Annotated in this window: 13 protein-coding genes and 1 tRNA gene; all 14 read right to left on the bottom strand. The window is 42.9% G+C overall.

The window, feature by feature from the left end; all coding sequences use genetic code 11:
* Positions 1-32: 32 nt before the first annotated feature.
* The 14 genes from HMPREF9624_RS01475 to tsf all read right to left on the bottom strand — a co-directional run bounded on the left by HMPREF9624_RS01475 (position 33) and on the right by tsf (position 14,536).
* The gene (locus HMPREF9624_RS01475; protein ID WP_009536228.1) at positions 33-1,424 is read right to left on the bottom strand and encodes a hypothetical protein; all 1,392 of its coding nucleotides are present in this window, start codon (positions 1,422-1,424) and stop codon (positions 33-35) included.
* A 20-nt stretch (positions 1,425-1,444) separates the two neighbouring features.
* Positions 1,445-2,788 carry a L,D-transpeptidase family protein gene (locus HMPREF9624_RS01470; RefSeq protein WP_009536227.1) on the bottom strand — a complete coding sequence of 448 codons (1,344 nt, stop codon included), beginning with the start codon at positions 2,786-2,788 and terminating at the stop codon, positions 1,445-1,447.
* Positions 2,789-2,912: 124 nt separating this feature from the next.
* Positions 2,913-3,665, bottom strand: coding sequence for a tRNA pseudouridine(38-40) synthase TruA (gene truA / locus HMPREF9624_RS01465; RefSeq protein WP_009536226.1), 753 nt, complete (start codon positions 3,663-3,665; stop codon positions 2,913-2,915).
* A 93-nt stretch (positions 3,666-3,758) separates the two neighbouring features.
* Positions 3,759-4,670, bottom strand: coding sequence for a selenium metabolism-associated LysR family transcriptional regulator (locus HMPREF9624_RS01460; RefSeq protein WP_009536225.1), 912 nt, complete (start codon positions 4,668-4,670; stop codon positions 3,759-3,761).
* 74 nt (positions 4,671-4,744) lie between these two features.
* The gene (selD, locus tag HMPREF9624_RS01455; RefSeq protein WP_081465276.1) at positions 4,745-5,785 is read right to left on the bottom strand and encodes a selenide, water dikinase SelD; all 1,041 of its coding nucleotides are present in this window, start codon (positions 5,783-5,785) and stop codon (positions 4,745-4,747) included.
* Between the two features lie 146 nt (positions 5,786-5,931).
* Positions 5,932-7,185: a glycosyltransferase family 4 protein gene (locus HMPREF9624_RS01450; RefSeq protein WP_009536223.1), complete on the bottom strand. Its 1,254-nt coding sequence runs from the start codon at positions 7,183-7,185 to the stop codon at positions 5,932-5,934.
* A 179-nt stretch (positions 7,186-7,364) separates the two neighbouring features.
* Positions 7,365-7,462, bottom strand: a tRNA-Sec gene (locus tag HMPREF9624_RS11705).
* A gap of 57 nt (positions 7,463-7,519) precedes the next feature.
* Positions 7,520-7,756, bottom strand: coding sequence for a DUF3343 domain-containing protein (locus HMPREF9624_RS01445; RefSeq protein ID WP_009536222.1), 237 nt, complete (start codon positions 7,754-7,756; stop codon positions 7,520-7,522).
* Complete coding sequence (yedF, locus tag HMPREF9624_RS01440) at positions 7,756-8,340, bottom strand: sulfurtransferase-like selenium metabolism protein YedF (RefSeq protein ID WP_009536221.1); 585 nt, start codon at positions 8,338-8,340, stop codon at positions 7,756-7,758. Before yedF ends, HMPREF9624_RS01445 begins: the two co-directional genes overlap by 1 nt.
* A 130-nt stretch (positions 8,341-8,470) precedes the next feature.
* Positions 8,471-9,610 carry an aminotransferase class V-fold PLP-dependent enzyme gene (locus tag HMPREF9624_RS01435; RefSeq protein WP_009536220.1) on the bottom strand — a complete coding sequence of 380 codons (1,140 nt, stop codon included), beginning with the start codon at positions 9,608-9,610 and terminating at the stop codon, positions 8,471-8,473.
* Positions 9,607-10,653: an ABC transporter ATP-binding protein gene (locus tag HMPREF9624_RS01430; RefSeq protein WP_009536219.1), complete on the bottom strand. Its 1,047-nt coding sequence runs from the start codon at positions 10,651-10,653 to the stop codon at positions 9,607-9,609. The genes HMPREF9624_RS01435 and HMPREF9624_RS01430 overlap by 4 nt, the downstream gene beginning before the upstream one ends.
* 17 nt (positions 10,654-10,670) lie before the next feature.
* A complete protein-coding gene (locus HMPREF9624_RS01425; protein WP_009536218.1) occupies positions 10,671-12,356 on the bottom strand; it encodes an ABC transporter permease in 1,686 nt (561 codons plus the stop codon).
* A gap of 3 nt (positions 12,357-12,359) precedes the next feature.
* Positions 12,360-13,478, bottom strand: a complete 1,119-nt coding sequence (locus HMPREF9624_RS01420; protein ID WP_009536217.1) for an ABC transporter substrate-binding protein — start codon at positions 13,476-13,478, stop codon at positions 12,360-12,362.
* Positions 13,479-13,603: 125 nt separating this feature from the next.
* Positions 13,604-14,536, bottom strand: a complete 933-nt coding sequence (gene tsf / locus HMPREF9624_RS01415) for a translation elongation factor Ts (protein WP_009536216.1) — start codon at positions 14,534-14,536, stop codon at positions 13,604-13,606.
* Positions 14,537-14,545: the final 9 nt, after the last annotated feature.

Here is a 14,545-nt window from a genome sequence, read left to right as displayed (position 1 = left end):
AAGAGTTCCGCAGACTTTACGAAAGATATTCCTTATGAATGGGCATCTCCATCATAAATGCCGATCAGTTCTTCCGTACTTCCTTCCATTGTATTTGTTTTCTCTTCCACTTTATTCTCTGCATCGGAATTTTTTTCCTGCGTTTGCCTATCGGTACTGCTTTCTTCCGGAACGGCTGTTTCGGAAGGCATCTCTTGGCTACTTTCCGCTGTAATTTCAGGTAACGGTAATACTGTCCCGTTTTTTAATCCTTTTTCCAGCGGTATCGGAGAGAGAAAGTAAAGACTTTGAAAATTATTTTTTTCTTCTTCCGTCTCAAAGTTCAAGATACATTGCTGTCGCATACTGACATCTCTTGAAAGAATGCCCAGGTAGGATTCTCCTGTTAAAGAATAATTTCCCTCCAAAATACCGTCTACATAGAGATTTCCTTTATTTTCTCCTGCATGTAATGCAGTAGATAAAGCCAGCATCCCATGTCTCCCCTTTAAGGATAGTTTTTCCAATTCTTCTTCAGAAAGAAGCAGGGCTGTCGTCCCATAATCCTTCCACAAAGACCTGGGAATCGCTATGCACTCCCTACCCTCTTCTAAAATAGGATTAATCGGTGACGCCTCTTCACCCTTCTTTACCGTTTCCATAGCGGAAATCATGGCCGATACAAAGTATTTTTCCTGAAAGCGTTGAAATTCTTCCTGATTTTCCATAACGGAATCGGGATGCTCTTCCTGCTTTGCCAAAACCGCTGCAAAATTCAGGGGCTCTATGCCATAATGGCTACTGATATTCTGCAGAACCATGGCATTATCCTTGCTATAGCCCTCCGGGCTCAGCGCTTTATAGGAAATAATCGGAAGGATGGATGCCTCGGAATAGTTCTCCATCACTGTCCTAAGAAGTAATTCATAGTAATAAGGAAAGGTATAGGGCTCATCATAATTGCCAAAAGAAAGAACAATCAAATCCGGATTGGAAGAAAGATTCGTGCCACTCCCCTCACCTTTCAGAATAAGATAGCCTGAAAGAGAAGTTGCATTATCCGGAAGCTCAGCTTCTTCAAAAACGATTTTTCCGCCAGAGTCCTTTTCCAGTTTGCTTTTGAGTGCCGTAAGGCTTACGGAGTCGGAATGAAGATCTCCATCTCCTAAAAGAAGGATTCGAAGTTCTTCTCCATTTTTCAGTTTTTCAAATAATGCCCCGCTATAGTCTGCATCGGAAGGCGCCTGTGCCGCCTCATGGATCAAAGCCTCGTTATGCGTATCCCGTTCTCTGATTACTTGCTTTCCGTAGCGGTAAAGCAAAAATACGACAAGGGCGCCTAAAATGAGAGGGAGAACCGTTAAAAAAATCCCTAAAAGGCTTTTTCTTTTCTTCCCGTAGGATTTCTTCTCTTCCTCTCTCTGCTTTTGCTGTATTTCTTCCACAATCCCCCTCTGCTCTTTCTTTAAAAATGACAAACTACAGGAATTCCTTGATAAACCTTTTGGTACAAATTCTCTGCACTGGAAAAAGGCAGATTAATGCAACCGTGCGAACCGGCATTTTGATAAATCTTTCCACCAAAACGATTTCTCCATAAAGCGTCATGGAATCCGATTCCCCGGTTAAAAGGCATCCAGTAATTGACTTTCGTCTCATAATCCGGTCCCTTTAAGGTCGCATTTTTAGCCTTATAACTTAAAGCATAAATTCCGTCCGGAGTACCGTTTCGTCTTGCCAGGTTTCCGGTAACACAATCGGAACTGAGCTGTAAAACACCGTCCTCATAGTAGAATATCTTTTGTCTTCCGATATCCACTTCAACATAAGTATTCCCGATATCTTCTGCACCGCGGGCAAGCGCAACCATATCATATTCCGCATCCCGAATAATGTTTTCTCTCATAAGAAGACTATCCGTCAGTTTTTTTATTTCCTTCTTTTCCGATAAAGAAAAGCCGTATTTTCCGCCCAAGGATAAGATTCTGCCATCCTCTGTCAGAAAGCTTCTCTCTGTTCCGCTGGTGTCGGTATAATTTTTCAAATTTTTCACATACTGCTTCACCCGGCCGATATCCAGTTCCGTTCCGCCGTCTTTAAACCAACTCAGCGTAGTATCGCTATTCAGTTCTATCACTTCACCCGAAAAATTATATCGAATGATTCCGGGAAGGGCGTTGTTCTTCTCCTCTTTAAGATTCTCCAGGTTTTCCGCGTTTTCCGCCTTCGGGTAAACTCCGGCATCTGCCAATTTAATTTGATTTTTTCCTTCTGCAATGGCGGACTTTATAGCATTTTGAAGCGCTTCTTCAGAGATTTTCCCGCCCGGCCTCTCTGCACCGAGCAAATATCCCGCTCCCGGTACATATCCGCTTAAAAACATCGCTCTCGGCGCTTCTTCCGTACTATGTGAAGCCGCATAATTCTTCACATACTCCTCTAAGGCACTCTCATCATATTGCAGCTTTCCTTTTAAAGGATAGTCTTTCTTTTTTCCGAGAGAAAACAGAATATAAAACGAATCTAATTTCGGAATCTCTGAAAAATCAGGCTCATAGCTTAAATGAATATCCTTCCCTTCCAATGCTTCCGAATTCCCGTCCTTATCCATGATATAAAGCTTGAACTCGTCCCGCTTCCACTTGGAAAAGTAAGCAGCAGCCTCCTCCCGTTTCATAAGAGAAAGATCGACCTGATTTACCATAGTTCCCGGAAAAAAACGGCCTTCCATAAAGGTCAGAACCAATAAAACCAGAGAGATCATACTGAGTAATGAAACTCCAAGGGATAGTAAAATTTGTTTTTTCAAAAAAATCTCCTTTTATGTCTGTTTCCCGGTTGCAAACAAGATGTCTCAGGCTTCGCCTTAGCCACTTGTTAAGAATTAAAATGTACCGAATAGTTAAAGGAAGAACCCCCGCCGTCTTGACAGACTAATCATATTCCACTTTCATAAGACATAGGCCCTTGGCCGGAGCGGTATACCCCGCTCTCGTTCTGTCTTTTGCCAAAAGAATCTCTTCCACCTCTTCCGCTTTTCTTTTATGGAATCCCACTTCCAAAAGGGTTCCCACCATGATTCTGATTTGATATTGCAAAAATCCGCTTCCGTGAAAATAAAAGCGTAACACAGAGCCGTTCTTTTTGATGTCAATATTGAAAATCTTCCTTACCGTAGACTTCTTCATCTTCGGATTTCCGCAAAAAGACTTAAAATCCTTCTCTCCGATAAGAAACTCCGCCGCCTTTTGCATTGCTGCGATATCCGGTTCTTCCTCCAGATGATAAAGGTACTTTCTTTCGAAAACCTCTTTGTTTTTGCCGGTATGGCAGGAATAACGATAGATTTTTCCTGTTGCAAGATACCTGGCGTGAAACCGTTCACTTGCTTTTTTAAGGGAATGAACCGCAATATCCTCCGGAAGATAATGATTACAATAGTTCTGTATTTCTTCTTCGGAGAAGTCCGTGTCCAAAAATACGTGGCAACACATTCCCCTGGCATGCACACCGGCATCCGTCCGTCCTGCAGAAAAAGTCTCCACCCGATCTGTATCGTTTCTGGGCATTGCCGTGAGCACCGCCTCCAATTTCCCCTGTATGGTCAATTCCTGATCCTTCTGTCTTTCAAAGCCAAAGTATCGTGAACCGTCATAGCTAAGCAGAAGCTTGTAGTTTTGTTTCATTTTTCCTCCGAGTAAGCACAGTGCCTTGACAAGCAATTACAATCAATAAGATTCTCTCCTCTTGTAGAAACTTCGGAATTCCATTCATACGAACTACAATATTTTTCTTTTATCCACATGATTTTGAATCATTTGCATAAAAAGCTTTGCTCTTTTACTTAAGGGATAATTGGAATTGCTGACCATGTATATTTTTCTGAAGTAACCGCCTTCCTGTAAAGGAAAGTCCAGTACTTCCTGATTTTTAATCTCCGAACGTGCGGCAAGCTTAGAAACAATAGCAACCCCTACACCTTCTTTCACGGAAAGAAGTACCGCACCGGTATTCGCAAAGCGGGCTACCACCTTCATATTGTCCAAATTCATGCCGTTTTGCTGTAAAATCTTCAAGGCTTCCTGTTTGGTACCGGATCCTTGTTCTCGCATCACAAAATCCGCCTGTGCAAGAAAACTGAGATCCTTACTGTCCTTCTTCTTCTGATAGTACGGAGTATTCGGTGTAATCAAAATGAGTTCATCCTCATAAAAAGGAAGGAACGTACAAGCCATCTTCGGGACAATCGTCCCGCAGAAGCCGATGTCTGCACGATGCTCCGCAACATCACTGACTGCTCCTTTGCTATCTGTCTCATGTACCCGAAATTCCGTACTGGGATAACGCTTACTGAAATTGGCAAGCATTCCCGGAAGTAAATACTGCCCCGGAATACTGGAGGAAGAAATCACGATTTCATTAATATCATCCTTTTGTTCTTCTTTAAACGCATTTCGAATTTTATTCGAAAGATTCACAATATCCTTGGCATAGAGATAAATCTGTTCCCCTTCACTTGTGGTATGCACTTCTTTCGTGGTTCTGGTAAAAAGTTGCACTCCAAGGTCTTCCTCTAAACTGCTGATATAAGAGCTGACCGTCGGTTGTGTCAGATACAATTCTTTTGCAGTTTGAGAAAAGCTCTTGTTCTTCACAATCCGAACAAATGCCTCTAATTGTTTGATGTTCATTCTGCCTCTCCTTCTGTTGCGGGTTATGATTATTTATTAATGGCACAAATGCCCTGTTTAAACACGTTTAAGCCTTAATCCACAAAAATATTCTTTCCCGAAAACTCTACCACTTCACCTATACAAGAAAAACGAGTTGGAAGATCCGCCTTACACAGCGCTTCCAGTACCGCATCCTTTTCTTCCTTCGGGACACTGTACAGTAGGCCTCCGGAGGATTGCGGATCAAAAAGAATATCCTGAAATGCAGTATCTATTCCCTTAAACTCTACCTTCTCCTCTTGGAATTTTCTGTTTTCATGTGCCCCTGCGGGAACCAGTCCCATCTCTGCATACTCCAAGCTTTCCGCAATAAACGGAATATCCTTTTTGTGCAAAAGAAAACTAACCTTGCTTGCCTCCGCCATTTCAAGACTGTGGCCTAAAAGGCCAAATCCGGTGATATCCGTACAGGCATGTACCGAAAATCGATCCATCACTTCCTTCGGTTTTCTGTTTAAGCTCGCCATAACGGTAGTCGCCTCCTCTATCGCACGACTGTCGGCCAATGAAACCTTCGCAGCCGTATTGATAATGCCTGTTCCGATTTGCTTGGTTAAAATAAGGACATCCCCCGGTTTAGCACCATAATTCTTCAAAACTTTGGACGGATGAATCAGCCCCGAAACACAAAGGCCGTAAAAAGGCTCATCATTCTGGATGGAATGTCCGCCAATCAGGATGGCTCCGGCTTCCATAACCTTGTCGGCTCCTCCCTTCATGATTTCAGACAACACATCCGGGGAAAGGCAGTTCGGAAATCCCACAATATTGAGTGCCAACTTGGGAATGCCTCCCATGGCATAGACATCCGACAAGGCATTTGCAGCGGCAATCTGCCCGAACATATACGGGTCATCCACTATCGGCGTAAAAAAATCCACAGTCTGTATCATGGCAAGTTCATCGGTCAATTCATACACAGCGGCATCATCCGATGTATCCAAGCCGACTAAAACTTTGGGATCAAAATCAAATTTCGGTAACTTACTCACAACCTGAGCAAGGGTCTTGGGACCTATTTTGGCCGCTCAACCGGATAGCTTCGTCATTGATGTCAGTTTAATCTCGCTCATCTTTCCCCCTTACTAACATTTATGGGAAGGTACGGAAAATACCCTCCCATTTATTTCTTTTCCAAATAATTATTTTACTGCAGTAATAGAGAAAGTCAATAAAAAGAATTATTTCATAACAATTTCTTAAAATAAATAAGTTCAATTTAAGCTTTCTCTATGATTTTTTTGCAGATCGAAAGCCACGACAGATGGGAAAGGGATGCCATTTTACTATAGTGATACACGATTGCCCTCTGTATCACTTCCTCTAATCGCTTTTCAAATAGAGTTTGGTCCTCCTCACGCATCTCGTCCTGATTGACCATTTCCGGCAGTTCCGCAAAGAAAACCGGAGCATCCGGACAATTTTCCCGGAAAAATTCTTCCAAACCGTCCAGGCCGCTTAATACCGCCTTATTTCCGCAAGCCAAAGCTTCTAAAGCGGTCAGGGGTACAGCATCAAAGAAAGACGGCAAGGTGAAGACATCGGAAAACTGATAATACTTTACAAGCTCTTCCTGTTCTAAACGCCCCAGAAAATAAAGCGGATAGCTGCATTTCTTTCTCAAAGCATAAACCGCCTCTTTTTCCACTGTATTTCCGTTGTCTCCGGCCAGAAATAAACGAATGTTTTTGTTCTCCTTGTACAGCATTTCTACCGCTCGAAGTAAGGAAAATACCCCCTTCTTTTCCCCAAGCTTTCCTGCAAAAAGAAGATCCGTACTATATTCTTTTTGCAACTTTTCACCGGATGGCAGAATAATCTCTTTTCGCCTCTCTATCCCGTCTCGTAATACGGTATTCTCATGCGGAAGGTGGAAACGCTCTGCATTATAGCCGACAGCAATATTCTGAATTCGTGCAGACTCAACTCCGTAAATCCGCATGACCTCTTTTTTTTGTGCATCCTTAGGAGTATAGATGCGATCCAATCTTTGTATATTTTCCTTGATAAAATCTCGCATCAATTCATGTTTTTCCATCTGCCGAAGATCCGTATTATGACAAAATCCGTAAACCGGAATACTTGGAAAGGCTTCCCTGATGATTGCTGTTAAGAGATAGAGATGATGACACAAAATGATATCCGGTTGAAAATGCTCCACGGCTTCTTTTACTTTCCTGAGAAAGGCTTCCTTAAACTGCATCAGCATCTCCGGTGTCATATCACGATAGCGTGTACTTTTATAAGGCATTTCATCACTCATCCCAAGAACCGCAAACGGCAAGTCTTCGGATTCATAGTATACAGGATAACTTTCCACATCGGTAAACTCAGGCAATTTATCCTCTTTCGCGATGCCGTAAAGCACGGCCTGCTTTTCTCCCATCTTTTGAAAATTCTTCAGGAGTTCCGTTAAAAAAATACCGGACCCGGTACTGCTCGGTTTTTGGGCTAAAATACTTAGTATTTTCATGGATTCCCTCATTCTTATACTTTTTTCACAATGTAACATTAACAAAGGCAAAATACCGCATTTCTTGCAATATTTATAGGAAACGAAATACCGTATGGATAGCACACGTTATCTCTTAGATAAAGAAAAAGCCGCCCGAAAACGGACAGCTTCTATAACGGTAAACTTACCGGGATATTTGGCGAAGGCGTGTGAGAATCGAACTCACCTAGGACGCTCTACGCGCCCAACACTGGTTTTGAAGACCAGGAGGCTCACCAGGTACCTATCCACCTCCAAAGCGAACGGATAAAATAGTATCATAGGAAAGAGAAACTGTCAAACCCCGAAGCGTTTAAAAAACGATTTCATGCATGGAAGCCGGCTCCAGTCCCTCTTCTTTTATGACGGAAAGGGTTAATTCTCTATTCTCAGGCTCCGTAGTCCACGCCAGTCCGCATCCCGCGGAAATCACGGACGGAAGCGGAATCAGGCGCCCCGGAAGATTTCTTTTCTGTCCGATTTGTTCCATTTCCAAGGCATCCACGGTATTTTTGAAACTCAATATAAATTGTAATTTTTTTTCTCTCATTACGGCTTAATAATCTTTTGGGACTGCATCTGTGTTTCCACAATCTCATACATATTGGAAATGATGCCGACTCCCAGCTTCTCCTTTATCTTATAGTAATCTGCGCAAAGTCCACAGGTCATAATCTTAACTCCCGCCTTCTCGAGATTCTTTAAATCGGCAAGAACCGGAGAATCCTCGGAAGTAAGATAAGCTCCTCTATTATAGAAAACCATAGCGGTCGGAAGCGGATCCACATTACTCAAAGCAAAAATAAAGGACTTAATTAAAGTTTTTCCGAGTTCTTCCTCTCCCTCACCCATCTTATCGGATGAAAATACCACGGTGCAGGTTCCCTCGTCCTTCCCCTTTAAGGCATGCTCTTTCTTGACTTCCATCTTTACCAAAAAATGACTATCGGAAAGGCTTTCACTCGCCACCGTAAAATCATACTTTCCTGCCAGACGACGAAGATTTTCCACACTGGTCTGATTATCTACCTCAACTTCCAGAATTCCGTCTTCTTCCATAGCATCAATCGCCTTTTTAGCCTCTACTACAGGCAAAGGACAAGCCATCCCCATGCAATTCAGTTTTTTATTCATGTACCGCTCCTTTCCATCAACAGATGCGTAATATCAAGTCCAAACTCCTTAAACTATAATGAGTTTTAATTCATTTGTCTAATGTGAAAACGCAATAAAACCGGAGATTTATTGGTATTTTCTTTCATCTTTATCCTTCTTCGGAGAGAATTCTTAACGCTTCAATGGTCTGATCCACTTCTTCCTTTGTATTAAAGTGAGAAAAGCTAAAACGAACAGAGCCTTGGTTCACATTCTTTAGTGCTTCATGCATCAACGGAGCGCAGTGTCCGCCTGAACGCGTCGCTATGGAAAATCTTGTAAAAAGCTCATCGCTAACCACTGCAGAATCATAGTCATATAAATTTAAATTGAGAATGGGACAGCGCTTCCCGGTTTTAAAATTGCCATAGATTCGAATTCCGGGAAGATGTACTATTCCGGTGTACATCCTTTCCATAAGCTCCAGTTCTATACTGCGAATCTTATCTATGCCTGTCTCCAGAATATATTCCACTCCGGCATGAAGTCCGGCAATCCCGTGCCCATTCAAGGTTCCGGCTTCTAAATGATTGGGATTTTCCAAGGGCATTTCCGGATTATAGGTTTCTACTCCGGTACCGCCAAAGCTAAGAGGTGCGATTTCCACACCGGGTGCAATAATCATGCCTCCCGTTCCCTGCGGTCCCAAAAGAGACTTATGTCCGGTAAAGCAAAGAATGGAAATTCCCCACTTTGTACAGTCTATTGCATAAACCCCTGCCGTCTGCGATGCATCCACAATGAAGAGGAGTCCGTGTTTCTTTGCAAACTCTCCCATCCTCTCCAGGTCCACCATATCCCCGGTAAGGTTGGAAGCATGGGTACAGACAATTGCTTTGGTATTTTTCTGTAGGAGGGAATCCAAACTGTCATAGTCCAAGCCTTTCTCTTCCGTATACTGCAAAAAGGATAATTCCACTCCTCTTTTTTCCATGGCATAAAGCGGACGCAAAACCGAATTGTGTTCCATGACCGTTGTAATCACATGGTCTCCGGCTTTCAAACTCCCTTGAATGGCAATATTCAAACTTTCCGTAGAATTTTTTGTAAAGATACAGTTGGAGATCTTGTCTCCGTGAAAAAACTTTGTCAGAAGTGCTCTTGTATCAAAAACGGTTTTGGAACTGCCGTGAGAAGCCGCATGCGTGGCACGCCCTGCATTCCCCATATGTCCCATGGCATAAAGCACGGCGTCATAAACCGCCTGTGGTTTTTTCTGACTCGTTGCCGCATTATCCAAGTAAATCATGATTCCTCCAATCTGTGAAAAAACAACTTAACGCGCTCTCCTTCTTCAAAAGGAGCGCGAGAAGAAATTTTCACCTTTATTCTTTGTCCTTCCCACTCTACATAATATTGCTTCAGTATTGCAAGGAATTGCACGGTAAGAACGGTAGCTTCCAAGATGACTTCATTTTCTTCCTTCCCCAATTCACCGGAAAGGGAGGGTACGGAAGCCTTTTCATTTTTCATCCCGATTTCCTCCGGACGAAGTATATAGTCCTTCCCTTGATAGGAAATACGGTTGCTTTCTCCGAAGAAATCTCGCACATAGTCACTGACCGGTCTGCGGTAAAGATCTTCTCCACTCCCTATCTGCAGTATTTTTCCTTCCCGCATAATACCGATACGATTTGCAAGCCCCATAGCCTCTTCTTGATCATGGGTTACAAAAAGCATGGAAATTCCCAGTTTCTTTTGCAATATTTTTAATTCTTCACGAATTTTCTGACGAAGCCCCGCATCCAAGTTACTTAAAGGTTCATCCAGAAGAAGCAATTTCGGCTCAATCGCCAAAGATCTGGCAAGAGCAACCCTTTGCTGCTGTCCTCCGCTTAATTCTGTTACATTTCGACTTTCGTAACCCGAAAGGCCAACAAGAGAAAGATATTTCTCTCCTAAATCTTCTCTGGTCTTTTTTTTCATTCCCTTCTGCTTCAATCCGTATACCACATTTTCCATTACGGAAAAATGCGGAAAAAGAGCGTAGGACTGAAAAACGGTAGCTACGGGACGTTTTTCCGGCGGAATCCTGCTATAATCCACCCCCGCTATAGTAACTTTCCCGCATTCCGGAAAAATAAAACCGCCCAAAATTTGCAAGCAAGTTGTTTTTCCACAGCCTGACTCTCCCAAAAGGCAAAATATCTCCCCCTCTTCAATGGACAAAGAAAAGTTCTCCAATACATAAGGCTCTTTTTTTCCATAGCGGAAGGAAATTCCATCCATGTTTGCCACTATATTTCCGATTGCTTTCGTATATTGAGAAGCCGGTATTTCATTTCTGCTCATAAGACCCCCGTTCTTTCTTAATATCTGTTCTTTGCTAAAAATCTACATCCCTCCAAAAGCAAATAAAAAGCCAGAGACAGTAGAATCATTATGCCGGATATCAACGACGCCACATTATAACTGCCTCGATTAATGGCGTCGAAAAGCGTATAAACCAGCACCTTATATTTCGCTGAAATCAGAAAGATAACCGCTCCCATTGTAGTCAGGCTTTGCGTAAACTGATTATAGACTGAGGATAGAAAGCTTGGAAGAAGAATCGGAAACAGAATGTCCAAAAAGACTCTTATCGGGTTTGCTCCCAAGTCTCTCCCCGCTCTTTCCATATTTTTCGGCAAGGAACTGATTGCTGCTGATGCCATACGACTCCCGAGCGGCATCTGACGAAAAATCAGGGAAAAAAGAATAATCCATACCGTTCCCGTAAGTCGAAAAGGGGCTTTATTAAAGGCGAGAATATAAGCGAGGCCAAAGCAGGTTCCGGGCAAAAGATAAGGCAGGGACAGAACAAAATCAATTGTTTTCTTACCGAACGGAAGCTTTCTCTCCACAATATAGGCCAAAACAAAGGAAAAGAAACTTCCGAAAAAGCCGGTTATTACAGACAAAGCCAGTGTTAAATACATCGTAGAAAGGTTGTATTGAAACAGCTCTCCCATATTTTCCAAAGTAAAATGCACCTCGCCTTGATCGAATCGGAGGAAGCCGTAAAGAAAAATAGAGAGATATTGCAAACATTCAAACAAAAAGAATAAGCATAACAAAATAGAAAGCACTGTTCTGATCAGAAAATTTGCTGGAAAGTCCGGACGGGTTCTTCCCTTTTGTTCTCCGTTCCACTTATCGCTCTGCTCCATGGCTCTTCTGTAGAAATAAAAAGAAAAGAGAGCAGGGAAAAGTAAAAGAATGTTCATCACCGCTGTCTTTTGAAAATCGGAATATCCGATTAACTGCAGATAAATCTCCGAAGCCAGGGTACTATATCTTCCACCGATAATAATGGGAGTACCGAAGTCTGCCAAGGCTCTCAGAAAACTGATAAAAAAGCTTGCTAAAAAGGCAGGTCTGAGAAGTGGCAAAACAATATCCTTTACTATAGATAAAGGACCGGCTCCCAAATCTCTTGCACTATAAAATAATTTCCCGTCCATAGCGCGTAAGGCATGGATAAAAAACAAAATATTTAAACAGGTAAAATGCAGGCTTTGCATCCCTATCACACCATATTTATTGTAGGGATCCAGAGAAAGTTTGAGAAGTCTATAGCTGATAAGTCCTCTTCTCCCATATAAGCTGATAAAAGACAGGGAAGAAATGAAAGGGGGAGACACTAGGCTGATGGACAGGATGATTAAGCAGATTCTTTGTATATTGGATTTAAGCTGTAAAATCCCGTACGCCAAGAAAAAAGCGAGTATCGTGGAGAGAAACGCGGAAAAAAAAGAACTTTCTATACTGTTCCAAAATGCAAGACGATATCTTTTTAAAACATCCGAAAAAACCGCAAAACCGTTATCTCCTTGAAACGCTCGGATAAACAGGAGCAGAGTCGGATATACAATAAATAATACCAAGGGAAAACACAATAAAAAAACAAAAATCCAAAAGAATGGATTTCCGTATTCCTTAGTATGAAAGTCTGAATGCTTATCTTTTGAAAAAAGGGTGGATAAATCCACCCTTTTTCTTTGCAAAAATGCCATCTCTTAAGCCTCGTTCTTGGAACCGGCAAGAGTCTCCCATTTCTTTAAGATGCTGTCTCTCTGAGAACCGAAAAGAGATAAATCCTCTTTCATAAGCTTTGCGGTATCAAAGGAAAGCTCAACATTCGAAAGCTTGGGAAGAACCACCTTAATGGTATCCTTTCCGTCGATTTCAGCCAGCTCCTTCAAGTTATCCTCACTGTTATACAACCAGTTTAAGAATTCCTTTGCCTGCTCTACATTGCTTGCCCCCTTAAATACGGCTACTCCTTCCGGAACATAGGGAATTCCGTCTTCCGGATAGACTAAAGAACAGTTTTTCTCTGTCGCAAGCTTCTCTACCTTCTTATCCATCGGGGTGATACCGATAGCTACTTCGCCCTGAGCAGTCTTCTCTTTGGGGTCTGCGCCTCTCTTGGAATAGTACTTTACATTCTCATTTAAAGCAGTGAAATACTTCCATCCTTCCTCTTCGCCCTTCTTCTGTAACATGGCATTTACCACACCGTAGTTTGTTCCGGATACGGCAGGGTTGGACATCAAAACCTCATCCTTGTAAGAAGCATTGGTAAGATCGTCCCAAGTCTTCGGTGCTTCCAGATTCTTGGACTTTAAAAGCTCATCATTTACGATAAAGCCGACAACGGTAACGCCCTTTGTATACCAGTAGTGATCCGGATCTACATAACCTGTAGCAAAATCATTTGCACTGTCCAAATCAATTTTCTCTAAAAGGCCGTTGTCCTTTGCGCTCATAAAAGCATCGATTCCGCCGCCAAACCAAACATCCGCAGACGGTGTTCCGCCTTCCGCCTTCAGCTGACTAAGCACGTCTCCGGAAGACTTGGAAAGCAAGTTGGTCTTAATTCCGGTCTCCTCCGTGAACTTATCAAAAAGCTTCTTATAGTCCTCGGAAGTTGCTACAATATTCAGCTCTCCGCCTAAATCGGACTTTGCCTTTTCAGCCTCTGTTGCAGCTGCAGTGGTCTCTCCGGCTTTTTCCGTTGCTGCTGCAGTTGTTTCAGCCTTAGCCGTTGTCTCCTCGGCCTTTTTTCCGCCGCAAGATGCCAGCAATCCCAAAGAAAGAATCGCTGCTGTTGTCAAAACAAGTCTTTTTTTCATAATTCCACTCCTTTTTTATCTGGGAACTTACTACTCCCTAAAAAAGAGGGGGAAAATCCCCCCTTTTTTTACGAATTCAATAAGACAAAGAGCAAATTCGGCTCGATATCGCCTGACTCTAAGTCTTACTTCATCTGCGCAGCAACCTCTGCAGCGAAGTCTTCATTCTTCTTCTCGAGTCCTTCACCGGTCTCAAAACGAACAAAACGAACTAAGGAAAGCTCCGCTCCCGCCTGCTTGGCAACGCTCTCTACATACTGCCCTACAGTCTGCTTTCCGTCCTCTGCACGAACGTAAACCTGATCTACAAGGCAAACTTCCTTTAACTCCTTGTTCAGTCTTCCCTCAACCATACCGAGTAAAACCTTCTCCGGAGCGTTCGGCTTTTCATTCTTTGCAGCAGCAAGAAGGATTTCCTTCTCATTCTTCAAATAATCCTGATCCACTTCAGCACGAGTGATGTACTTCGGATTCAATGCAGCAATCTGCATGGCTACATTCTTAGCCATTTCCTTAATCGCATCATTGACTACAGAGGACTTCACCTGAAGAAGTACACCGATTCTTCCGCCGGAGTGAACATAATCCTGTACAAGACCGTTCTGCTCTTCCAGCTTCTCGAAGCGACGAATGTTCATATTCTCTCCGATTACGGAAATCGTAGTGGAAAGCTGCTCGGAAACGGTTTTGGATGGATCAAGAGCCCACTTCTCAGCAAGGAAAGACTCGATATCCTTCGCATTACTGGTGAGAGCCTGTGCAGCAACTTCATCCACGAAATTACGGAATTTCTCATTCTTCGCAACGAAATCCGTCTCGGCATTTACTTCTACAACCACGCCGCTCTTTCCGTCCGCGGAAAGCTTTGTAAAGGAAACACCCTCAGCAGCAATTCTTCCTGCCTTCTTCTCCGCTCCGGCAAGTCCCTGCTCTCTCAAATAATCTACAGCCTTGTCCATATCTCCATCCGTAGCGGTAAGAGCCTTCTTACAAGCCATCATTCCCGCTCCGGTTATATCTCTTAACTCTTTTACCAATGCAGCCGTAATTTCTGCCATGTTACTTTC

It is taken from the genome of Oribacterium asaccharolyticum ACB7 (assembly GCF_000238075.1).
GTDB lineage: Bacteria > Bacillota > Clostridia > Lachnospirales > Lachnospiraceae > Oribacterium > Oribacterium asaccharolyticum.
Note: the sequence above shows the minus strand (reverse complement) of the source record. Positions and strands in the feature narration are given on the sequence as shown.

What these genes read in the sequence shown, in the direction of transcription:
- truA (WP_009536226.1), bottom strand. Translation starts at nt 3,665, where the DNA reads ATGAAACAAAACTACAAGCTTCTGCTTAGCTATGACGGTTCACGATAC.
- HMPREF9624_RS01460 (WP_009536225.1), bottom strand. Translation starts at nt 4,670, where the DNA reads ATGAACATCAAACAATTAGAGGCATTTGTTCGGATTGTGAAGAACAAG.
- HMPREF9624_RS01450 (WP_009536223.1), bottom strand. Translation starts at nt 7,185, where the DNA reads ATGAAAATACTAAGTATTTTAGCCCAAAAACCGAGCAGTACCGGGTCC.
- HMPREF9624_RS01445 (WP_009536222.1), bottom strand. Translation starts at nt 7,756, where the DNA reads ATGAGAGAAAAAAAATTACAATTTATATTGAGTTTCAAAAATACCGTG.
- yedF (WP_009536221.1), bottom strand. Translation starts at nt 8,340, where the DNA reads ATGAATAAAAAACTGAATTGCATGGGGATGGCTTGTCCTTTGCCTGTA.
- HMPREF9624_RS01435 (WP_009536220.1), bottom strand. Translation starts at nt 9,610, where the DNA reads ATGATTTACTTGGATAATGCGGCAACGAGTCAGAAAAAACCACAGGCG.
- HMPREF9624_RS01430 (WP_009536219.1), bottom strand. Translation starts at nt 10,653, where the DNA reads ATGAGCAGAAATGAAATACCGGCTTCTCAATATACGAAAGCAATCGGA.
- HMPREF9624_RS01425 (WP_009536218.1), bottom strand. Translation starts at nt 12,356, where the DNA reads ATGGCATTTTTGCAAAGAAAAAGGGTGGATTTATCCACCCTTTTTTCA.
- HMPREF9624_RS01420 (WP_009536217.1), bottom strand. Translation starts at nt 13,478, where the DNA reads ATGAAAAAAAGACTTGTTTTGACAACAGCAGCGATTCTTTCTTTGGGA.
- tsf (WP_009536216.1), bottom strand. Translation starts at nt 14,536, where the DNA reads ATGGCAGAAATTACGGCTGCATTGGTAAAAGAGTTAAGAGATATAACC.